This is a genomic window from Xanthomarina spongicola (assembly GCF_003148645.1).
Classification (GTDB): Bacteria; Bacteroidota; Bacteroidia; order Flavobacteriales; family Flavobacteriaceae; genus Xanthomarina; species Xanthomarina spongicola.
Map to the genome: position 1 here is coordinate 5,001 of NZ_QGGP01000002.1, position 22,929 is coordinate 27,929.

The 22,929-nt window shown below is 30.7% G+C and carries 23 protein-coding genes and 2 rRNA genes (1 of these 25 cut by a window edge); 8 read left to right on the forward strand and 17 right to left on the reverse strand.

The window, feature by feature from the left end; translation table 11 throughout:
• The 3 genes from LX78_RS04015 to LX78_RS04025 all read left to right on the forward strand — a co-directional run.
• Positions 1 to 269 (forward strand): 23S ribosomal RNA (locus LX78_RS04015); it begins 2,550 nt to the left of the window's first position.
• Between the two features lie 128 nt (positions 270 to 397).
• Positions 398 to 505 (forward strand): 5S ribosomal RNA (rrf, locus tag LX78_RS04020).
• A gap of 191 nt (positions 506 to 696) precedes the next feature.
• Positions 697 to 1,140: a hypothetical protein gene (locus LX78_RS04025; protein WP_245881466.1), complete on the forward strand. Its 444-nt coding sequence runs from the start codon at positions 697 to 699 to the stop codon at positions 1,138 to 1,140.
• On the opposite strand, the gene LX78_RS04030 is transcribed toward LX78_RS04025, so the two are convergent.
• The 14 genes from LX78_RS04030 to LX78_RS04095 form a co-directional block, all read right to left on the reverse strand.
• A complete protein-coding gene (locus LX78_RS04030; RefSeq protein ID WP_221407894.1) occupies positions 1,133 to 1,372 on the reverse strand; it encodes a DUF6095 family protein in 240 nt (79 codons plus the stop codon). The genes LX78_RS04025 and LX78_RS04030 overlap by 8 nt on opposite strands.
• The gene (murQ, locus tag LX78_RS04035; RefSeq protein WP_109681377.1) at positions 1,362 to 2,180 is read right to left on the reverse strand and encodes an N-acetylmuramic acid 6-phosphate etherase; all 819 of its coding nucleotides are present in this window, start codon (positions 2,178 to 2,180) and stop codon (positions 1,362 to 1,364) included. Before murQ ends, LX78_RS04030 begins: the two co-directional genes overlap by 11 nt.
• Positions 2,181 to 2,238: 58 nt before the next feature.
• A complete protein-coding gene (locus LX78_RS04040; RefSeq protein ID WP_109681892.1) occupies positions 2,239 to 3,057 on the reverse strand; it encodes a DUF4249 domain-containing protein in 819 nt (272 codons plus the stop codon).
• A 4-nt stretch (positions 3,058 to 3,061) separates the two neighbouring features.
• Positions 3,062 to 5,434 carry a TonB-dependent receptor gene (locus tag LX78_RS04045; protein ID WP_109681378.1) on the reverse strand — a complete coding sequence of 791 codons (2,373 nt, stop codon included), beginning with the start codon at positions 5,432 to 5,434 and terminating at the stop codon, positions 3,062 to 3,064.
• 71 nt (positions 5,435 to 5,505) lie between these two features.
• On the reverse strand, positions 5,506 to 7,734 hold the full coding sequence (locus LX78_RS04050; protein ID WP_109681379.1) for an NADP-dependent isocitrate dehydrogenase: 2,229 nt from the start codon (positions 7,732 to 7,734) through the stop codon (positions 5,506 to 5,508).
• A 148-nt stretch (positions 7,735 to 7,882) separates the two neighbouring features.
• A complete protein-coding gene (locus tag LX78_RS04055) occupies positions 7,883 to 8,455 on the reverse strand; it encodes a pentapeptide repeat-containing protein (protein WP_109681380.1) in 573 nt (190 codons plus the stop codon).
• Between the two features lie 695 nt (positions 8,456 to 9,150).
• Positions 9,151 to 9,504 (reverse strand): 50S ribosomal protein L19, encoded by a 354-nt coding sequence (gene rplS, locus LX78_RS04060; RefSeq protein ID WP_109681893.1) that lies wholly within the window; start codon positions 9,502 to 9,504, stop codon positions 9,151 to 9,153.
• Between the two features lie 130 nt (positions 9,505 to 9,634).
• Positions 9,635 to 10,303, reverse strand: a complete 669-nt coding sequence (gene trmD / locus LX78_RS04065; protein WP_109681381.1) for a tRNA (guanosine(37)-N1)-methyltransferase TrmD — start codon at positions 10,301 to 10,303, stop codon at positions 9,635 to 9,637.
• Between the two features lie 104 nt (positions 10,304 to 10,407).
• A complete protein-coding gene (locus LX78_RS04070) occupies positions 10,408 to 11,223 on the reverse strand; it encodes an alpha/beta hydrolase (RefSeq protein WP_109681382.1) in 816 nt (271 codons plus the stop codon).
• A 132-nt stretch (positions 11,224 to 11,355) separates the two neighbouring features.
• On the reverse strand, positions 11,356 to 11,580 hold the full coding sequence (locus LX78_RS04075) for a hypothetical protein (protein WP_109681383.1): 225 nt from the start codon (positions 11,578 to 11,580) through the stop codon (positions 11,356 to 11,358).
• Between the two features lie 162 nt (positions 11,581 to 11,742).
• On the reverse strand, positions 11,743 to 12,180 hold the full coding sequence (locus LX78_RS04080) for a GNAT family N-acetyltransferase (RefSeq protein WP_109681384.1): 438 nt from the start codon (positions 12,178 to 12,180) through the stop codon (positions 11,743 to 11,745).
• Positions 12,181 to 12,242: 62 nt separating this feature from the next.
• On the reverse strand, positions 12,243 to 12,872 hold the full coding sequence (locus LX78_RS04085; protein ID WP_109681385.1) for a tRNA (guanine-N1)-methyltransferase: 630 nt from the start codon (positions 12,870 to 12,872) through the stop codon (positions 12,243 to 12,245).
• Positions 12,873 to 13,006: 134 nt separating this feature from the next.
• Positions 13,007 to 14,455, reverse strand: coding sequence for a glyceraldehyde-3-phosphate dehydrogenase (locus tag LX78_RS04090; RefSeq protein ID WP_109681386.1), 1,449 nt, complete (start codon positions 14,453 to 14,455; stop codon positions 13,007 to 13,009).
• A 163-nt stretch (positions 14,456 to 14,618) separates the two neighbouring features.
• On the reverse strand, positions 14,619 to 16,028 hold the full coding sequence (locus LX78_RS04095; RefSeq protein WP_109681387.1) for a trypsin-like peptidase domain-containing protein: 1,410 nt from the start codon (positions 16,026 to 16,028) through the stop codon (positions 14,619 to 14,621).
• 153 nt (positions 16,029 to 16,181) lie between these two features.
• Between LX78_RS04095 and dapF the strand changes: the two genes are divergently transcribed.
• From dapF to LX78_RS04120, 5 genes are all read left to right on the forward strand, one after another.
• Complete coding sequence (gene dapF / locus LX78_RS04100; RefSeq protein WP_109681388.1) at positions 16,182 to 16,961, forward strand: diaminopimelate epimerase; 780 nt, start codon at positions 16,182 to 16,184, stop codon at positions 16,959 to 16,961.
• A complete protein-coding gene (locus LX78_RS04105) occupies positions 16,955 to 17,476 on the forward strand; it encodes a GNAT family N-acetyltransferase (RefSeq protein ID WP_109681389.1) in 522 nt (173 codons plus the stop codon). Before dapF ends, LX78_RS04105 begins: the two co-directional genes overlap by 7 nt.
• On the forward strand, positions 17,476 to 18,519 hold the full coding sequence (gene mltG, locus LX78_RS04110; RefSeq protein ID WP_109681390.1) for an endolytic transglycosylase MltG: 1,044 nt from the start codon (positions 17,476 to 17,478) through the stop codon (positions 18,517 to 18,519). The genes LX78_RS04105 and mltG overlap by 1 nt, the downstream gene beginning before the upstream one ends.
• A gap of 2 nt (positions 18,520 to 18,521) precedes the next feature.
• Positions 18,522 to 19,433 carry a DUF2279 domain-containing protein gene (locus tag LX78_RS04115; protein WP_245881467.1) on the forward strand — a complete coding sequence of 304 codons (912 nt, stop codon included), beginning with the start codon at positions 18,522 to 18,524 and terminating at the stop codon, positions 19,431 to 19,433.
• Positions 19,434 to 19,592: 159 nt separating this feature from the next.
• Complete coding sequence (locus LX78_RS04120) at positions 19,593 to 20,258, forward strand: peptidoglycan-binding protein LysM (protein ID WP_170109796.1); 666 nt, start codon at positions 19,593 to 19,595, stop codon at positions 20,256 to 20,258.
• Positions 20,259 to 20,262: 4 nt separating this feature from the next.
• On the opposite strand, the gene LX78_RS04125 is transcribed toward LX78_RS04120, so the two are convergent.
• The 3 genes from LX78_RS04125 to LX78_RS04135 all read right to left on the reverse strand — a co-directional run bounded on the left by LX78_RS04125 (position 20,263) and on the right by LX78_RS04135 (position 22,917).
• On the reverse strand, positions 20,263 to 20,979 hold the full coding sequence (locus LX78_RS04125; RefSeq protein ID WP_109681392.1) for an SAM-dependent methyltransferase: 717 nt from the start codon (positions 20,977 to 20,979) through the stop codon (positions 20,263 to 20,265).
• Entirely contained in the window at positions 20,979 to 22,388 is a 1,410-nt protein-coding gene (locus LX78_RS04130; protein WP_109681393.1) for a PQQ-dependent sugar dehydrogenase, read from the reverse strand. Before LX78_RS04130 ends, LX78_RS04125 begins: the two co-directional genes overlap by 1 nt.
• Positions 22,389 to 22,461: 73 nt before the next feature.
• Complete coding sequence (locus LX78_RS04135; RefSeq protein WP_109681394.1) at positions 22,462 to 22,917, reverse strand: low molecular weight protein-tyrosine-phosphatase; 456 nt, start codon at positions 22,915 to 22,917, stop codon at positions 22,462 to 22,464.
• Positions 22,918 to 22,929 lie beyond the last annotated feature (12 nt).

The following is a 22,929-nucleotide window of genomic DNA, read 5'->3' on the forward strand; positions in this document are numbered from 1 at the left end:
TACAGTGGGCGTTAGAAATTTGAGTGGATCTGACTCTAGTACGAGAGGACCGAGTTGGACAAACCTCTGGTGTATCTGTTGTTCCGCCAGGAGCATTGCAGAGTAGCTACGTTTGGAAGGGATAAGCGCTGAAAGCATATAAGCGCGAAACCCACCACAAGATGAGATTTCTTTAAAGGGTCGTGGAAGATGACCACGTTGATAGGCTATAGGTGTAAAGGCAGTAATGTCATAGCCGAGTAGTACTAATAACCCATAGGCTTATTGTACACCGTTCTTTTTATAAAGTACAATTAAAAATTCATGTTATTTTTTTCAATATGTTAAGATATTTGTTCCGATTATTTTCGGAACGCTGGAAGTAATAAATTTAATACTTATTACTGCAGCAATAACTTAAGGTGGTTATTGCAATGGGGCTCACCTCTTACCATTCCGAACAGAGAAGTTAAGCCCATTAGCGCCGATGGTACTGCATTTGTGGAAGAGTAGGTCATCGCCTTTTTAGAATCCCGATTCATTTTCTTGAATCGGGATTTTTTTTACCCTATTTCTTTACAACCTTATGTGGTTTTTAAATATCAATTCATGAAATTTGATTATATTCGAAATATTAGATTTCTTAAATTATAATTAATATTCATGAACCTTATTTTAAAAGCTAATTTACAATCACTAGATAAAACAAGGGTATTATTGACTATTATATCAAATGATATATTAACGAATAAAACGGTTTCTCCATATAATTCAAGCATAGGCTCTCATATTAGGCACATTTTAGATTTTTATGATTGTGTGCTAGTTAAAAGTAATACGATAGATTTAACTGCCAGAAAACGTAATAGTGATGTAGAAACTAATTGTGAAAAAGCTTTAGAGTATTATAATAATATACTTAAAAAGATTTATGCTATAGAAGAAAATGATTTGGATAAAATTATATCTGTAACAGATGATTTAGGTCTAGGTAATATTAGAATAGATTATACTTTTTCAGGTTTATTAGCCCAAGCAAATAGTCACACCATTCATCATTATGCGATTATTAATTATATTTTGGAAGGTTTGGGTGTTTGTCTTAATGATGAAACTTTTGGATATAATCCAACTACTCCAAAAGTAAATTCTCTTAATTAGTTGTTTTGTAAAACATACTATCCATTATAGTTTTTAAGCCAATAAAAGCAAGATAAACAGCTAGGATGCAAATTAATATTGAAAGAATTAAAAGTGGAATATAGAGTGTTTTTTCTTGGTTACTAAAGGCAACGTATATTAAAGTTGGACCTAGGAACATACAAACTAATGAAAGCCCCATTTTTTTCAATCCTTTAATAAGAGTATCTTTATTTGTTCTTTTAGTTTCCATTTTTATAATTTTTTATTGCTTCTCGAACACTTTTGTAAGTTATTAAAAGTTGTTTTGCTTCTTCTTTAGAAATATGCAGTTCATTCATAATCATTTTAGTTCCTCTTTCAACAAGTTTATTGTTACTTAGTTGCATATCTACCATTTTATTTCCTTTTATATGACCTAATTTAATCATGGTTGTGGTGGTTATCATATTTAGGACTAATTTCTGGGCTGTTCCTGCTTTCATTCTAGAACTACCTGTTACAAATTCTGGACCTACTATTACTTCAATTGGAATTTTTGCAGTTAAAGATAACGGACTTTTTTGATTGCATGTGATGCAACCTGTTAGAATATCATTTTCATTACATGTTTTTAGCGCATGAATAACATAAGGTGTTGTTCCTGATGCTGCAATACCAACTACAACATCTTTTGTCGATATATCATAATTTTGGAGATCTTCCCAACCATCTGTTGTAGAATCTTCAGCAAACTCTACAGCTTTTCTAATAGCTGTATCACCTCCTGCAATTAAGCCAATTACTAAATCGTGTGAAACTCCAAAAGTTGGTGGGCATTCTGAAGCATCTAAGATGCCTAACCTACCACTTGTTCCTGCTCCTATATAAAACAAGCGACCACCATTTTGCAACTTTTCTACAACGTGATTAACAAGAATTTCTATTTGAGGTAAAGCTTTTTCGACAGCTAGTGGAACTATTTTATCTTCAGAATTAATATTTGATAATAATTCTGAAACAGACATCTTTTCTAGATGGTTATAATTTGAATCTTGCTCTGTAGTTTTTGTAAAATTCATATATTCAAAAGTACATTTTTTTTAATGTTTAAATAGATAAAATCATCTCGATATTTGTTTACTCTAAAACTGTATAGATAACTTCTGAAACTTCTGAAAGTCTAAAATAACCCAAAGGATAATTGCTAGAATTTGTTATGTTCATACAGTTCCCTCTAACGGTTGCAGGTTGTGTTTCAAATGGACCACCACTATCTCCAGTTTGTTGTAAGAGTACATACATGAATTCGTAAAAACGTTTTGAAACGCCATGATTTCTTATTGTTACACTATCTCCAGGATTTAGATCTTCTTCAACATAGAACCCAAAAATTAAATTTCCATTCACAAATTCATCTTTAAATGTGTCTAATGTTTTTATGACAGGAATATTAGGGATAAATTCGAAAAAATAATAATTTTCTTCATTAATAGGATCTGTAAAGAATGCTTTAATTTCTGTTTCTTCACCAGTTATACCACCTTCTAAGTTTTGTTCAACGAATTCTATGTCTGGTACTGCTAGAAGCGTTTCTGTTCCTGTATAGGTTTCATTTTTGTAAACTATAGTTAATAGATACTCTGTGTTTATTATAGGAATAAAAGATGAATTAAGGTATATGCCTGAGTTTCCATCTTCTATAAAATTAAATATGTTACTATTTTCATCTGTAATATATACTTGAGCATTGTTTGCAGGAGGCACTTCTTCATCGAAAAATGGAGCAGTTAACGTTAATTTTATAGATTGTTCATTTCCTGTGGTTCCTTTAATCCAATTTATTGAAGCATCAATTACTAATCTTGGTTCAGAAGTTGGGACATCTACATCTATGACATCTTCACATGAAAAGAATGATATTAAAATAAGGACTATAAAGACATATTGAAATTTCATAACATTAAAATTTAAAATTATAAGAAATAGAAGGCACGATTCCAAAAATGGATAATCTAACAGCTTCATTTGCTCCTGTATCACTATTCTCTTTAAATGAAATTGAAGCTGCATTTCGCCTATTGTAAACATTATAGATTCCAAAAACCCATTCACTTTGCCATCCTTTTAATTTATATGGTTTTGGAACATAGGTTGCAGATATATCAAGCCTGTTATAGCTTGGCAATCTATATTCATTTCTTAAACCATAATTTGGGATTGTAATGCCATTATATTCATATTGAGCATTTGGATAAGTGACTGGCTGCCCTGTTTGAAATATAAAGTTGGCATTAAAACGCCATTTCTCATTTAAATCATAACTACCTGTAAATGACAAATCATGTGTTTTATCGTATGCTGTATTATACCATTCACCATTATTAATTCCAGGTTCTTCTGGTGTTCTTCCAGGTGTTCTTTGTTCAGACTTAGATAGTGTGTAAGCAATCCAGCCTTTAAAACGACCTTCATTTTTTCTGAATAATATCTCTAAACCATAAGCTCTAGCTTCACCATTAAGAATTACTTGCTCTATTGCATTATTTGCAATTAAATCTGCACCATCTATATAATCAATCCTATTCTTTACTTTTTTGTAGAATGTTTCAGCTTCTAATGAATATATGTTTTCTTTAAAATTTTTAAAATAACCTAAAGCTATTTGATCAAGAATTTGTGGCTCAATATACTTACCACTAGGTGTCCAAATATCTAATGGTGTTGGTGAACTAGTGTTTGACAATAAATGTAAATATTGATTTAAACGATTATAACTTGCTTTGATTGATGTATTGTAATTAAGTTCGTATGCTAAAGAAAGTCTAGGCTCTAAATATCCAAAAGATTTTATGACATCGCTTCTATTAAAAGTTTCGGTTCCAATAGGTTCAGCTTTTTCGTAAATCTGAAGTTCTTGGTTATAAATTACAGCTTGGTCGTTTTCATATATATTCATTTCATCTTGACCTAATCTTAAAAATGAGCTATATCTTAAACCATAAGATGCCATTAATTTGTTTGAAATTCTATGTTCAACATCTAAATATAGAGCATTTTCAAAAGCATATTTATCGATTAATTTTTCGGCATTAATTCCAGAATTTTCACCAGTAGGTTTAATTTCGCCAGGATTAAATTTATGATAGATACTATTTAAGCCATATTGTAATTTTATTTTATCGCTTATATAATGCTTAAAATCATATTTTAAATTGAAATTTCTAATACCAGAATCCCAATTAAATCCAATAAAATCTAAGTTTAAACCATAGTAATAATCGGAATAAATAATTGATAAGTTTGAAAATAGTTTGTTAGAAAAAAGATGATTCCACCTGAAATTCAAGACAGAATTACCGTAGGTGTTTTTAAAACTATCGTTTATGCTAAAGACATCTCTTCCGAAATATCCAGATACATAAACATTATTATTCTGATTTAGTTTATAACTTATTTTAGTATTCAAATCATAAAAATACGCTTTGTTTTGGATATCGAATAGAGGTAAAAATAGATGTGCATATGTAGCTCTTCCACCTAACAAGAACGAGCCTCTTCCTTTGTTAATAGGGCCTTCGGCTAAAAGCCTACTTGAAATAAGACCAATGCCACCATTCATATGAAACTTATTGCTATTACCTTCTTTTTGATAAATATCTAATACAGATGAAACTCGTCCTCCATATCGAGCAGGAATACCACCTTTGTATAGTTTTAAATCTTTTATAGCATCTGGATTAAATACAGAAAACAAACCAAAAAGATGAGATGAATTATAAATTGTGGCTTCGTCTAATAAAATTAAATTTTGATCTGCAGCTCCACCACGAACATTAAAACCTGAAGCACCTTCGCCAGCATTTGTAACTCCTGGTAATAAGGTAATAGCTCTTATAACATCTGCTTCACCAAAAACCACAGGAATTTGTCTAATAGTATTTGCAGTTAAAGTATTTAAACTCATTTGTGGTTTTCGAATGTTTAGTCTTTCTACATTCTCTTTAATAACTACCTCATTTAAACTTTCAACAGATTCTGTTAAGCTAAAATTCTTTGTAAGATTTTCATTTAAATTAATGGTTTCTGAAAGATCTTTAAAGCCTAAATAGCTAATAACAATATTATAATTTCCTTTTGGAATTGTAATAGAGTAGAAGCCATATTCATTAGTTGTGGCTCCTGTTTGTAATTCTGGGAATAATATATTTACACCAATAAGAGTTTCGTTGCTTTCTGTATCTGAAACAATACCACTTAAGGTAACTTTGTCTTGAGCATAAGCCCAATTTAAGTTTAGGCCAAATATGAGTAAGCAGAATATGCGTATATTCATTAAAATTAGAAATTTTTAATAAAGCTATAAAAAAAGCTCCTTTAAAGGAGCTTTTAACATAATTTTTATAATTATTTAATGGAGTCTAATACATTATTTAAAGTTTTACTTGGACGCATAACTTGGTTGGTAAGAGTATTATCTGGTTCGTAATAACCACCAATGTTTGTAGGATGTCCTTGTACATTATTTAATTCTTGTAAAATAACAGCTTCATTTTCTGCTAATTTTTCAGCAATTGGAATAAATATTTGTTTTAGTTTTTGATCTTTATTTTGGTTTGCTAATGCTTCAGCCCAATACATTGCTAAATAAAAGTGACTTCCTCTATTATCTAATTCACCAGCTTTTCTTGAAGGCCCTTTTTTATTGTCTAATAATTTTTCTGTTGCAAGGTCTAATGAATCTGCTAATACTTGTGCTTTAGGGTTATTTGTTACTTCAGATAAATGCTCAAGCGAAACAGCTAATGCTAGAAACTCACCTAGAGAATCCCAACGTAAATGGTTTTCTTCAAGTAATTGCTGCACGTGTTTTGGTGCAGATCCTCCAGCACCAGTTTCAAATAAACCTCCACCATTCATTAATGGAACAATGGAAAGCATTTTTGCACTTGTACCTAATTCTAAAATAGGGAATAAATCTGTTAAGTAATCTCTTAAAACATTACCTGAAACGGAAATAGTATCTTTTCCTTCTTTAACCCTTTCTAAAGTGAATCTTGTAGCTTCAATAGGTGAAAGAATTCTAATATCTAAACCAGAAGTATCATGATTAGGTAAGTAAGAATTTACTTTTTTAATAATTTCAGCATCATGAGCTCTATTTTTATCTAACCAAAAAACAGCAGGAGTTTGTGATGCTCTAGCTCTTGAAACGGCAAGTTTAATCCAATCTTGGATAGGCGCATCTTTTACTTGGCACATGCGCCAAATATCTCCAGCTTCAACAGAGTGCTCAATTAATGTGTTTCCTGCACTATCAATAACACTAACAATTCCATTAGATTGAATCTCAAATGTTTTGTCGTGAGAACCATACTCTTCAGCTTTTTGTGCCATTAATCCAACATTAGGAACGGTTCCCATAGTTGTTGGATCGAACGCTCCATGTTCTTTACAAAAATCGATAGTAGCAGAATAAATTCCTGCATAACTACTATCTGGAATTACAGCTTTAGTATCTTGTTGTTTACCTTTAGCATTCCACATTTGTCCAGAAGTTCTTATCATGGCTGGCATGGAAGCGTCTATAATAACATCGCTTGGTACATGAAGATTAGTAATACCTTTATCACTATTAACCATAGCTAGAGCTGGGCCATTTTTGTAAGCAACTGTTATGTCTTGCTCAATTTCTTTTCGTTTATCTGAAGGAAGTTCTTCTAATTTCTCCAGTAGATTTCCAAAACCATTATTAACATCTACACCAATAGATTTAAAAGTCTCTCCATGTTTTGCAAACAAGTCTTTAAAAAATACTTTTACAGCGTGACCAAAAATAATTGGATCGCTAACTTTCATCATGGTAGCTTTCATGTGTAAAGAGAAAAGTACGTCTTTGTCTTTGGCATCTTTAACTTGAGTTTCTAAAAATTGAATTAAAGCTTTTTTGCTTAAAACAGTTGCATCTATAATTTCACCTTGTAGAAGGTTTAAGTTATTCTTTAAAATTTCAGTGTTACCATTATTTCCTTTAAATTCTATAGAAACAGTTGTTGCTTTGTTTAGTGTAACAGATTTTTCATTATGAGCAAAATCTCCAGCATCCATAGTGGCTACATGTGTTTTAGAATCTGAACTCCATGCTCCCATAGAATGAGGGTTTTTCTTAGCATAATTTTTAACTGCTTTTGGAGCACGTCTATCTGAATTTCCTTCACGAAGCACTGGATTTACTGCACTTCCTTTAATTTTATCGTATCGAGATTTGATATCTTTTTCAGAATCGTTTTTTGGTTCGTCTGGATAATTTGGAAGATTATAACCTTTGGATTGCAACTCTTCTATGGCATCTTTTAATTGTGGGATTGAGGCACTAATATTTGGTAATTTTATAATATTAGCTTCAGGTTTTTTAACTAGTTCTCCCAATAAAGCTAAATCATCACTAACTTTCTGATTGTCTTTTAAAAAGTCTGGAAATACGGCTAAGATTCTATTGGCTAATGAAATATCTTTTGTTTCTACGTTTACACCTGAAGGTTTTGTAAATGCTTTAACAATCGGTAAAAAAGAATAAGTAGCTAAAGCTGGTGCTTCATCAGTTTTTGTATAAATAATAGTAGACGTATTTGACATAGGAATTTTCAGTTTTGTTAATAGAATTTGCTTGATTTTTAAGCCAAGCAAATATATGAATTTTCAATCAGTTTTTTAATGTAGATTGCCTTAAACACACTCTTATTATGAAGTTGATAAAAAAGTGGGTTGCCTTTTATTAATTTGATTATTCTATGTCTAAATTATATGATTTTAATAAGTTTAAAGCACCTTCTTTTGAGAATCTAGCTTGACTTAGCCTATTATTTTCAGGGTTTATGTAGTAATTAAACGACGTTCTAAAATCTGTTTTTTCTAAATTGGTATTATTAAAGATACTTTGCTGCAAATTGCATTCTAAAAATTTAGATTGACTCAAATTTGCTTCAGAAAATTCGATGTTTTCTAAGATACAGTTATCAAAAGAGGTGTTATTAAGATTGCATTTATAAAATGAAGAAAAACTTAAATTAGATTTATTAAAACTAAACGACATTAAAAACTGATTACAGTCGTTAAAATGAATTCCTAGTAATTTGCAGTCTGTAAAAATGGTATCTTTAAAAGTTGTGTTCTTAACTTTTACACTGCTTAGATTGCAGTTAATAAATGCACACTCTATAAATGCAATGTTTGATAAATACGTTTCTGAAAAATTACAATTAATAAAGGTGCAATTATCATATTCAGCTTTTTGAAGCTCTTTTTTTGTGTAATCTATTTTTGTAAACTCTTGGTCTATAATAAGAGGAAGATTCATTTTTAAATATATATTCTAGAAGGCTAAAGATACTAAGTTTATATAAAACAAAAGCCATATCACAATAGATCGAAATCTATATCTGACATGGCTTTCTTTGAAATAGCTTAACATGATCTAATCCAACATTGCTGTTAAATAGTATAAAATTTTCATCTATACGTTTCAATTCAAGTGTCACTACTTCAAAAGAAACAATCCGTTTGATGCAACTTTCAAAATGTATTGACGTGTTGCCGAAATGTTTCTAGTTTAATTGTTTTTCTTGATGTTTCACATATTGCACGTCGTTTTCACAATTTACAACTTGTAATTCATTGCTTCCTTGTTTAGTATATGCTTTCACAGATACTACTTTTAGAAACTTTCAACTTTTCTAGTTTTTGTCTGCCTAGACATACAACACTTTTAAAAGTATCATGATTTCTCAGTTAAACACGCATACACCTGCCACCTTAAAATCTCAAAAAACAATTATAATAAAGAACGTTACTTTATAGAATTTATAACTAATTCATTTTCATGAAACCAACTTGACGTTGTTTATAATTTCTTTAGCTAATATATACTAAGATTTGAAATTTCCAAAAAATTTAATGGTTTAGATATCAACCATTTATAAACTACAGTTATTAACTTTTGTTAATAAAAAAAGCCCTGTATTTACAGGGCTTTTCAATGTTATTAAACGTTTATTAACGTCTCATACTTTCTTTGATTCTTGCTTTTTTACCAGTAAGACCTCTGAAATAATAGATACGAGCTCTACGAACACTACCTTTCTTGTTCACTTCAATTTTTTGTAAGGCTGGCATGTTTACAGGTATAATACGTTCTACACCTACAATTCCAGACATTTTTCTAATTGTAAAAGTCTCAGAAGCTCCAGAGCCTCTTTTTTGAATAACTACACCTCTAAAAAACTGAGTACGAACTTTTTCTCCTTCTCTAATTTCGTAGTATACTGTAATTGTGTCTCCAGCGCTAAACTCTGGAAAATCTTTTTTTGTTACAAATTCGTCTTGTACAAATTTTACTAAAGATTCCATATCTTTAAATTTAATTATAATTAATTCGAAACAACATTCACGATTTTCGCCAGAGGTTAACCCGAAATTGGGTGCAAAAATAATGATTAATAAATGATTTGCAATTAATAATTGAGTTTTTTTAGTCTTCTTACAAATCTGGACGTCTTTTTTTTGTGTGCTCATAGGCTTTTTCTTCTCGCCATTTTTCAATTTCAGGAAAATTACCACTAAATAAGACTTCTGGAACTTGCCATCCTTTATAGTTTCTTGGACGTGTATAAATAGGAGGAGCTAATAAGTTATCTTGAAAAGAGTCTGTTAAAGCCGATGTTTCATTGCCTAATACTCCAGGTATTAGCCTGATTATAGCATCACATAAAACTGCTGCACCAAGTTCGCCACCAGAAAGCACATAATCTCCAATAGATATTTCCCTTGTTATAAAATGATCCCGAACACGTTGGTCCACTCCTTTATAATGTCCACAAAGGATAATGATGTTTTCTTTTAGTGATAATTGATTGGCAATGCCTTGATTTAAAGTTTCACCATCTGGAGTCATATAAATAACTTCATCGTAAACTCTTTCAGATTTTAGTTTAGTAATACACTTATCTATAGGTTCTACCATCATAACCATTCCAGCTCCACCACCAAACTGGTAATCGTCTATGGTTTTATAATTATCTGTTGTAAAATCTCTTAAATTATGAAAATGGACTTCTACCAAATTGGCTTCAATAGCTCGTTTTAAAATAGAAGCTTCAAACGGACTTTTAAGTAATTCTGGTAAAACAGTTATAATATCGATACGCATAACAAAACTTTAGAGCTGCAAATATACTTGAAATGTTTTAGGAAATTTTTGGTTTGAGCTGGGAAGTTTTGTTAGCGTGTTTAATACTCGCTGATATAACGTTTTTAATGATTAATGAAATCTAAAATTGGCAGATACAAGCTATCGGATACATTTTTATAAATAGCATTATGACCAAAATCTTCTAACAAGAGAATAGTAGCATTATCTCCTGCAGCCTGCTGTAAATCTTGACTATGACTATATGAAATTGTTTGATCATTCTTACTATGAACATACAATATTGGGATTCTGATATCTCTAGCATAGTCTATATTATTCCAAATGTTTGGCCAAAGCCACTGAAAAGTAGTCGATGTTATTTCCTTTTCTACGAGTACTTGTTGTATTGAAGAAAATGGAGCATGTATAATTAATTTTGAAGGTGCAGGCTCCATTTTATTAGCAATCCCATGAAGTGGAGCACTTCCCATGGAATGAGACAATGCAATTCTTTTTTCTGAATTTGGTGTTACACTTATAAACTGATTATAGGCTGAAAGAGCGTCTTCATAAAGGCTTGTTTCTGTTGGAGTCCCAGTGCTGTTGCCAAATCCAGAATAAGAAAAAACATATGAAGAGAACCCCTTGTCAAATAGATATTTCTGAACAGGTAACCATTCATATAAGGCTTCACCATTTCCGGTACAAATGAAAATGGCAGGAGCAGTTTCATTTTTTAAAAGAAAGTTAGCTTTAAGTACTCTGTCCTCCATTTGAATGTCTAACTTTTCTAATTGAAGACTATCTAGAGGACTTTCTTTTTCTTCAACAAGAACTATTAGTGACATTATTTCTTTAGACTTATATGAACGAATAATAAATATTATTGCAATAGAAGCTATAAGAATTAGTAATATAAAAATTACACTTTTTTTCATTATTGAGCTTTTGTGTGATACAATGCATTAATTTATAATTTTTAAACTGTATATATCAACAATTCCTGTTTGTTGGCAGTCAGGAGCGAAGTTCGTTTATTTTTTAATAGAAACTTTTCCAACATTCATGCCTCATTCTATAATTTCATAATCGATACTTAGTTTTCGCAAAGCTCTTAAAGCAGAGCCAGAGTTTTTATCTTCTATCTCTATATCTACAGAATCTCCTTCTAAGAGTATGTCTGTAAGTTCATTCGATAGTAATCCATTCATGTTTGACGAAATCTCAGCAATACAGTTGGCTATCGCTCTTTTATCTGGTCTCTGAGCATCACAAGACAATAAATTTAATTTCATAATAAGAATTTAATGCAAGATACTAGAGTTGAGTTGAATCTGGATTATACTTATTGTATTTTCATTTTAATAAAGCATGATGCATGAATTTCACTGTTAAATTATTTATATCTGTAGTTTCTGCAGGAATGATGTTTGTTTAATTTTTAGGTTAACCTCAACTTATTTGTTTGTCCAAAAGAAATGTAAGTCTGGATCTTTTTCAAAACCCAAGCGTTGGTATAAATGTTGTGCTGGATTATTAGCTGCTGTTTGTATAGCCAATCCTTTTAAATTGTTTTCAATACAGTAGCTTTTAGCTTTATTTATTAATGCTTCTCCAATGCCTTCTCCACGATAGTTTGAACCTACATACAAATCGTTTAACAAATACATAGCTTCCATGGATACCGAAGAAAACAAAGGATATAATTGCGTAAAACCAATAGCTTTGTTTTCTATATAGGCTATAAAAATAATGGAGTCGTTATTTTTTAGTCTTTCAAATAAAAATTGTTTTGCAGCATAAAAATCTGAAGGCTGTTTATAAAACATACGATAGCCATCAAATAATGGAATTAAATGGTCTAAGTGTTCTATTTGTGCTTTTATTATAGTCATAAAAAAAATCTGTAAACGTGAATTTACAGATTTTAAATATGTTTAGAAAAGGAAAAGTGTATTTAACTCCCTTTTTGTTTATTTAATTCGTCTTGTAATTGACGTCTTACTTTTTGTTCTCGTTCTAAAGCAACTTTTCTATGTTCGTCAAATTCTTCTTCAATTTCTTCAAGTGCAATCTTAGCTTCTTTAGTTATTAAATGACTGTTTTTAAATTTATAGATAAAGAATATTAAAAAAGCCAGTAAGCCTGCAATAATAGACCACATTAACACATTGTAACTAGACTTGCTCATTTGTAAACCAAATAGAGCCATGTTGTTTTTTTCGTTAGTGGTTTTGTCTAAAGTAGCTTGCGTTGTTGAAAGATTTGCTTTTAAATCTGTAATTTCTTTAGTCTGTGCATCAACTATAGTTTGAGTATCTTTTAATTCTTTTTTCAATGTATTTAATGAATCGTTTGTATGTGCTTGTAAAGTAGTTAACATACTACGTTTAACAGCTTCGTACATCGACCCGTTTACTCCTCTAAAATCACCAGATTTTTGAAGCACATATTCAAATTGATTATTAATGGTACTATTGTCTAGTGATAGTTTATCGTCTTCATCTGAAGTTTCGGTTTGGGCATGTAACGTGTTGAAACTGCATAGTATAAATAAGGTAAAGGTGAAAATTTTAAACGTTTTCATTTGGTTTTGTTAAGTTTTGTTGTTTACGAAAATAATAAATTAAGTTTAGTATCGATGGATAATAATGAAAAAGCCTTACGAATGCAAGGCTTTTTTATATACGAATGAAATAATGCTTTAGATGTTTTTATCTACTAATAATAAGTAAAACGTCTAACTTTTGCTATATATTTTGCAAGTCTAATAACTTGATGACTATAACCATATTCGTTATCGTACCAGATATATAATAAAGCATTTTTACCATCTTTTCTAACAATGGTAGCTTTGCTATCGTAAATAGCAGGAGCAGAGCTTCCTACAATATCGCTAGACACAAGCTCATCGCTTAATTCATATTTAATTTGCTCTACTAAATTACCTTCAAGAGCATATTTTTTAATAATATTATTAATACTTTCTACAGACGTTTCTTTTTCTAATTCTAAACATAAAATTGCTAAAGAACCATTAGGAACAGGAACACGAATTGCATTCGATGTTAACTTACCTTCAAGTGCAGGTAATGCTTTTGCAACTGCACTACCAGCTCCAGTTTCTGTAATAACCATGTTTAATGCAGCTGCACGTCCACGACGGTATTTTTTATGAAAGTTATCTACTAAATTCTGGTCGTTAGTATAGGCATGAATTGTTTCTAGATGCCCACTTTTTACACCAAGAGTATCTTCAACAGCTTTTAAAATAGGCGTAATAGCATTAGTAGTACAAGATGCTGCCGAAAAAATATCAACAGTATCTGGATTGTTTTCTAAATGGTTTACACCATGTACAATATTTGGAACGCCTTTACCTGGAGCAGTTAATAATACTTTATTAACGCCTTTAGAAGTTAAGTGTCTGCTTAATGCTTCTTTATCTCTAAAAGCTCCAGTGTTATCGATAACTAAAGCGTTGTTAATTCCATAAACAGTATAATCAATGTCTTCTGGATTATTTGCTGAAATAATATTTACAGTTGTTCCATTAATAATTAGAGCACTGTTTTTTAAGTCTGCTGTTACAGTTCCAGAAAAATCGCCATGTACAGAATCATTTCTTAATAAAGATGCTCTTTTTTCTAAAACAGTTTGGTCTATAGTTCCACGAGTTACAATGGCTCTTAAACGTAATTGACTTCCTTTTCCAGTACGTGTCATTAATTCTCTAGCTACTAAACGCCCAATTCTACCAAAACCGTAAAGTACTACGTCCTTAGGCTTGATAGCTTCATCTTTGTTTGCATCTTTTAATTTGTCTGCAACAAAAGCTAATGCATTGCTATACTTTTTTTCTTCTAAATGAAATTCGTAAGTTAATTTACCAATATCTAATTTAGCAGGAGGCAAGTCTAGTGTTTGAATAGCTTGTGCAATTTCAACAGAGTCGAAAATAGAAATTGGTTTCTGAACGAATTCACCTGCATATTCGTGTAGGTTAAGAATTTCACTAACGTTTCTATCTATTAACTGATTTCTAAAAAGAACCAATTCAATAGATTTGTCGTACCATAGGTCGCTTACTATTTTAATAAACTCTACAGTCGCTTTTCTTCTGTCTGCTTGAAAAGCTAATTCGCTTTCATAAGTCTCGTTAAAACTCATTGTATTTAATTTTTAGTGTGTTGTTAATATTTTTCAACTTGGTAAATTGCCTTATTGAATTTGGTTGCAAAAATAAGATATTTAAGTTGTATTTAAACCAGATTTTATAAAATAAAAATCCCTCAGAAAAACTGAAGGATTGTGAATCATTTTCTTATGTTTTTTATTTAAAGTTATAGCGTTCTATTTCGCCTTTTGAATTTATTAGTTCAATTCGCATAGGTTCGTATGGTGATTTATTTCTAATGATATCTTGAACATCATCTACATTATTTACTTTTATGTTATTAATGGCAGTTACAATATTGCCTTCGTTAACACCATTGGCTCTTAAATATTTAGAATAATTTTCACCCAATCGAGATATTTTAACACCATAAGAAGTGTTGTATTTTTTAAGATCGTCTTTAGATGCATTTCTTACAATGCCAAATTGAGGTATTGTATACGATTGATTTCTAGTTAAAGTTACAGGAATTACTTTTTCATTCCCATTTCTTAGAATGCTTACTTTTACAACATCATCAGGACGTTTAGTACTCAAATATCCAGATAAATCTGAAAATTTTGAAATCTTAACATGGTCAATTTTCTTTATTATATCACCAGATTCAAGTCCTGCCATGTCTGCTCCAGATTGTTCTTCTACAGTATCGATGTAAAATCCTTCCGTTTCATTAACGCTTAGTTTTTCAGCAAAACCACTATTTAAAGCACCTCCAGATACACCTAAAATACCATTTTGTACGTTACCATATTCAATAATATCTTGAACAACTTTTCTAGCTATATTACTTGGAACAGCAAAAGAATATCCAATGTATGAACCAGTTTGCGAGGAAATAGCTGTGTTAATTCCTATTAAGTCTCCATTAGAATTTACCAAAGCACCACCAGAATTTCCGGGATTTACAGCAGCATCTGTTTGTATAAAAGATTGATTATTTCTACCAGATAAATCTCTGGATTTAGCACTAATAATTCCTGCAGTCACAGTTGAAGTTAGATTAAACGGATTTCCAACAGCTAGAACCCATTCTCCAATTTTAGCTTGATCGCTATCTCCAAAAGTAGTAAACGGTAAATCTTCTTCTGCTTCAATTTTTAATAATGCAATATCAGTTTTGTCGTCTGTTCCAATAATTTCAGCGTTATAAGTTCTATTGTCATTTAGTGTTACCGAAAGTTCTCTAGAACCATCTATTACATGATTGTTAGTAATTATATAGCCATCAGGAGAAATAATAACACCAGAACCTGTACCTACTTGATATCTTTGTGGAGATCTACCATAGAATAAATCTTCAAAAGTCATTTGCCCAGAATTTCCCAACGTAGTGTTTTTAACGTGTACAACAGTATGAACAGTTTTTTCTGCAGCTTTTGTAAAGTCTATACTACTTTCAGGCAAAAATTTTGTGTTAGTAGAATTATTTACCGGAATTGCAAAAGGCAATTCTTCGGTTTGAGCAGTTTGAATAGGTTGCTTTTTTTCTATAAAAATTTTGTAGGTAGATAATGTGATAGCTCCACCTAACACAGAAACTAAAACTAAAGTTAAAATCTTTTTCATTATTTATTAGGTTTAAAGGGTTTGTAAATTAATAACGATTAAAATTAAATTTTTATTGAATCAGTTTTTAAGTTTTAACGATTTTTAACGTCTGTTTTAACGACGATTTAACATGCCAATAAACAATGTTTAATTCTTATATTTGCCTTGCTTATGAAACTTTCATTTTATAAATATCAAGGAACAGGAAACGATTTTGTGATGATTGATAATCGTCAACAACTATTCGACAAAAACAATACCAAGTTAGTTGCTAAACTATGCGACAGACGTTTTGGCATAGGAGCAGATGGACTAATTTTATTGGAAAATCATCCAGAATTAGATTTTAAAATGGTATATTATAATGCCGATGGGAATGAAAGCTCTATGTGTGGAAATGGAGGTAGATGCCTTACTGCGTTTGCCAATTATTTGGGTATTATTAATAAAAAAGCAACTTTTGAAGCTATAGATGGATTGCATCATGCCTTTATTGAAAACAAAGTTGTAAAGCTTCAGATGCAAGATGTTTTATCAGTTGAAAAACATCAGAACCATGTATTTTTAAATACAGGTTCGCCTCATCATGTGCAAATGAAATCTCAATTACAAGAACTTTCTATTAAAGAAATTGGATCCAAAATAAGATATGGACAACCATATAATGAAACAGGAGCTAATGTTAATTTTGTAAAAAAGCTTTCAGAAAACACATTTCAAGTTAGAACTTACGAACGTGGTGTAGAAGACGAAACTTTATCTTGTGGGACAGGAGTTACAGCTGTAGCCATTGCCATGTTTGAAACTGGTGAAACTAAAAGCAACTTAATAACTCTTGAAACAGAAGGAGGAAATCTTCAGGTTACTTTTGATAAGGAAAAAGGTATTTATAGAAATATCTGGTTAATTGGACCTGCAGTTCAAGTTTTTAAAGGCACAATTTCATGGTAACATTAAAAGGAGAACATATTTATTTGAGAGCTCTGGAGCCAGAAGATTTAGAGTTTATTCACGCTATTGAAAACAATGAGGTTATTTGGGAGCTAAGTAACACACAAACACCTTACTCTAAATTTCTAATAAAACAATATCTAGAAAACGCTCATAAAGATATTTATGAAGTGAAACAATTACGTTTAATAATTTCAAATTATAGTAATATTGCACTTGGAATGATTGATCTTTTTGATTTCGATTTTAAAAATAGTAGAGCAGGAGTAGGAGTGCTCATAAAAGATACTGCCGAAAGGCAAAAAGGAATTGGAAATGAAGCTTTAGAGTTATTGGTACAATATTGTAAAACACATTTAAATTTGCATCAATTGTATTGTAATATTTCGGAAGATAATGAAGCAAGTTTAAAGTTGTTTTCTAAACATGGATTTCAAATTGTAGGATTAAAAAAAGATTGGAACTTTGTAAACGGTTCCTATAAAAACGAATATTTACTTCAACTTATTAATTAATGTATTTTAAAAAAATTCTTTGGGCAATTGCCTTAATTGGTTTAATAATAGCTGGATTATTTGCTAACTATATATATGGTGTTATGTTAGATAAAAACACTGCATTTAATAATAAGGAAGCTTTTATATATGTACCAACAAATGGAACTTATGCAGATGTTAGAGAACAACTAGAGCCATTATTAAAAGACATCAATAAATTTGATGCTTTAGCTAAGCAGAAAAAGTATATATCTAATATTAAAGCAGGTCGATTTGTTATTAGAAAAGACATGAATAATAATGATATTATTAATTCCATTAGAAGCAATAATCTACCAATTCAACTTTCTTTTAATAATCAATCTAATCTTGAATCTCTAGCTAGTAGAGTTTCTGTACAAATTGAAGCAGATAGTTTAACACTCTTTGAGGCTATGAAAGATGAAACATTTTTATCTAAAAATTCATTTTCAGATGCAACAGCTTTAGGAATGTATATTCCGAATAGTTATGAGTTTTTCTGGAATACATCTGCTATTGAATATAGAGATAGAATGTTAAAAGAATACAATAGGTTTTGGAATGATAGCCGAAAAGAAAAAGCAAAAACCATTGGATTAACTCAAAACGAAGTAATGACCTTAGCTTCAATTGTTCATGAAGAATCTAAACAAGCTATAGAACAACCCAGAATTGCAGGTGTTTATTTAAACAGATTAAGAATTGGCATGCCTCTACAGGCAGATCCAACTTTAAAATTTGCAGCATATCAATTACCACAATATAAAAATACAGTTATAAAACGAGTTTTAAATGTGCATAAAGAAATAGATTCTCCTTACAATACTTATATGTATGCAGGCTTACCACCAGGATTAATTACAATGCCAGATATTTCTGCTATTGATGCTGTTTTAAATCCTGAAAAACATAAATATCTTTATTTTGCTGCAGATGCCAATAAGTTAGGGTATCATAAATTTGCAACAAATTTAAGTCAGCATAATGCTAATGCTAGAGAATATCAAAGATATTTGTCTTCACAAGGAATAAATAAATAGATTTGAGAATTCGTATTAAACATACCATCATTGCGTGTTTAATTACTTTTACATCTGTATCGCAAAGCAAGTTAAATACTTTTTTAAAACCTAGTGACACATTAAATAAGCCACGACGTAATTTGGTTGTTATTACTGAAACTTCAGTTGCTGCTTTAACGTTGGTTGGTTTAAATCAGCTTTGGTATGCAGATTATCCAAAATCTAAATTTCACACCTTAAATGATAATAGCGAATGGCTTCAAATGGATAAACTGGGTCATGTTTATTCTTCATACCAATTAGGTAGAATAGGAGCCAATATGCTAGCTTGGAGTGGTGTAAGTAAAAAAGACCAATTAATTTATGGCTCTACTATTGGTTTTGCATTTTTAACTGTTGTAGAAGTTTTCGATGGTTTTTCCGAAGAATGGGGGTTTTCTTGGGGAGACATGGCTGCAAATGCTGCTGGAACTAGTTTGTTTGTTGGTCAGGAATTACTTTGGAGGGAACAACGTATGACTTTAAAATATTCATTCCATCAAACAGAATATGCAGCTCAAAATCCTGATAAGCTGGGAGATGGTTTGTCTCAGGAGTTTTTAAAAGATTACAACGGACAAACATATTGGTTAAGTATAAATTTACATTCCTTTTTTAAGGAAAGTAAAATTCCAGTTTGGTTAAATGTAGCATTTGGTTATGGAGCAGATGGTATGATTTCTGGTACAAACGAAACAGATAATGATGATGTAACTTACCAAGACCCTTATAGGCAATATTACTTTAGTTTAGATATTGATTTAACAAGAATTAAAACAAATTCTCATGTTTTAAAGACTGTTTTTGACATCTTTAATACGATAAAAGTGCCATTTCCAGCTATGGAATTCAACGATAAAAATGGCATAAAATTTCACGCTATATACTTTTAATTGCATTTTAGCGACTAATTTTTGTTTCATTTTACTTCATATTTAGTTTTGAGTCATTGACCTACTTAATTGTTCATTTTCAGCATTCAATAAAATAATGTATATTTGCACGCTGAAAATTTTGAATAATTTATTTATTAACACTAATAAATTAATGTTATGATAAAAAATATTGGAAGTTACCTAGCTCTATCAATAACAATATGTTTCTTATTGTTTGGATCGTTTTATATGAATAAAACGGTTAAGGCGAAAAACTATTCTGCTATACATTTTGGAATTAATGAAACTGAATATGTAGAGGTAGCAAAAGACAAAATTTTCCCAATTCACGAACCACATGCTAATTTCTCACCTACTTTAGGTAAGACATTTGTTGGTTTTAAAGAAGCTTTAGGTTTTAAAGAATCAGGAGGAGATTATTTTACAGTCAATTCATTTGGTTACTTAGGAAAGTACCAGTTTGGGAAAGAAACATTAAAAATGATAGGGATTTACAACCCTGTTCATTTCTTAAAAAATCCTGAATTACAAGAAAAAGCATTTATTGCTAATGCAGAACGTAATAAATGGATTTTAAGAAAAGATATTAAGCGTTTTACTGGTAAAGTGGTAAATGGTACAAAAATTACAGAATCTGGGATTTTAGCAGCAGCTCATTTAGCTGGAGCAGGAAATGTAAAAAAATACTTAAGAAGTTATGGAAAAGATGGTTTCTCTGATGCTTACGGAACGTCTGTTTCTTACTATATTAAAAAGTTTTCAGGTTATGATACCTCTAAAATAAAACCAAATAGAAAAGCTAAAGTTAAGCACACTATTTAACTAGCTATTCTTTATGAATAATAAATAGCGTAGGTCTTTTATGAAAGTCTACGCTATTTTTTTTCCAATCTTTCACAGCTTTAGTTTTAATATATTCTGAAGGCAGTGTAATATCACAAGCCATACAGACTAAGGTGTTTTCATTTAAAGAAGCACAGATGTCTTCAAGCATTTTATTATTCCTGTAAGGTGTTTCAATAAATGCCTGCGATTGATTTTGATTAAAAGAAATTTGCTCTAATCTCTTTAATTCTTTTTTCCTTTCATCTTTATCTATTGGTAAATAGCCATTAAAAGCAAAGCTTTGTCCATTCATACCAGAACTCATTATTGCCATAATAATTGAAGAAGGTCCAACTAATGGAACCACTTGAATATTTTTGCTATGTGCAATTTTAACAACATCTGCACCAGGGTCTGCAACAGCAGGACAGCCAGCTTCAGAAAGTAAACCAACATTTTTACCTTGTAGACAAGAGTCCAGAAATGAAGGTATTTCGTTAGGATCTGTGAATTTATTTAAATGATATATCTGTAGTTTAGACTGTTTTTTGCTAGGTTTTATTTTTTTAATAAACCGTCGAGCAGTTTTTTCGTTTTCAACAATATAAATATCTACTTGTTCAATAATTTTTTTAACCGAAAGTGGTAATACTTCTAAAGGTTCATTTTCGCCTAAAGGAGTAGGAATGAGGTACAGTTTTCCAGTTGGACTTGTCATTAATTGATTATGAGTTTATTTATTTTCTTAGAACCATTTTCAGAAATTAACTCAGTTAAATAAAAACCTTTCACCATATTTTCTGTTGAAATATTCATAGTTGATACTATGTTTTCTGTAATAGTTTTAATCAATTTCCCTTGTAAATTATAGATGTTTATGGTTTCTATAGAGATTTGAGAATTTGAAATTTCAATTGTAAATTGATTTGTTGCTGGATTTGGGTAGATTTTAACTCCAAATAAAGCGTTTTCATCAACACTTAAATTTGGATCTATAATTTTGAAAATGTTATCAGAATCAATACCAGCAATATAAATTTCTCCATATACATCTTCACCAAAAGCTGTCCAGCCATTAGTTGCAAATTGTTCAGTAAAAGTCATATTCCAATTACTGCCATCATATTCAAGAATACCAATTTCATCACTACAATAATCTGCAAAAAAGTATAATCCATTTAAATTAGGTTGTGCAGTACCTCTATGTCTATAACCTCCTGTTATAGAGCATCTAAAGTAGGGACCTCCTGTATGTGTGTATTGCCCAACAGGAAAAGTTAATTCGTTTATGTCTGATGGACAATCGCCAGATGTGTTATAAACTTGATTCCCTTCATAACAACGCCAACCGTAGTTTATTCCGGCTTGATTTAAAGCAACCATATTAATCTCTTCTATTTGACCTTGGCCAACATCTGCAATCCATAAGTCATGAGTATCTCTGTCAAATGAAAACCTCCACGGATTTCTTAAGCCCGAAGCCCAAATTTCTGGTAAGGCATTTGGTTCCTCGGCATTTGGATAAGGATTATCGGTAGGAATAGCATAGTTATTTCCACCTTCAGAATTATTAACATTAATACGAAGCATTTTACCAAGTAAGGTTGTTAAGTCTTGTGCTCTATCACCTGGATCTCCACCTGAACCACCATCGCCTAAGCCAATATAAAGATTGCCATCATTTCCAAAAGCTAAATCACCTCCATTATGATTAGAATAAGGTTGATTTATTGTAAGTAAAATTTCTTCTGTAGTATCATCAGCAACATTAGAATCTGGTGGATTTGTAATAAATCTGGAAACAACAGTATTCCCACTATTATTTATGTAATTAACAAAGAAAAAACCATTTGAATGATATTGAGGATGAAAGGCTAAACCTAATAAACCACGTTCTCCACCACTTAAAACTCTGGGGTCTATGTTTATAAAGGGAGTTGGATTGGTTGTTCCGTCAGTATTAAGAATTTTAATAATTCCACCACGCTCTACAACAAAAAGTCTTTCGTCTCCTGCATGTTTTATACTTATTGGATCAGTAAATCCTGAAGCAAAGAGTTCTAACTCGATGACTTGGGAGCACATAAAATATGGAAAAAGCAGTAGTAAAAGAATTATATTTTTCATTCTATTGTTTATTAAATATTGATGTACAAATTACAAAAAATCAAGAAGTTAAACTAAAATCTGTTGAAGTCAATTATTTGAGAAGTGTTTTTGCAATTTCTATACAAGCTTCGTCTAACATTTTAAATGTGCTTTCAAACCCTTGGATACCTCCTGTATATGGATCAGGAACATCATAATTCTGATTAGGATAAATTTCATTCAGAATCATTTTAACTTTATTTTTGTCGTTTTCGTTTCTAGCTAGTCTTATTACATTTTCATAATTAGAACTATCCATAACATAGATAATATCGAATTTAATAAAATCTAACTCAGTAAATTGTCTTCCTCTTTGATTAGAAATATCTAAACCATATTTTTTAGCTACTTTAATAGACCGATTATCTGGAGTGCTACCAATATGGTAATCTCCTGTTCCTGCAGAATCAACTATAAATTCTTCAGATGGTAATTTTGACTTTAAAATACCTTCTGCTAATGGTGAACGGCAAATATTACCTAAGCATACTATTAGAATTTTAGTCATATTTGTTTCCCG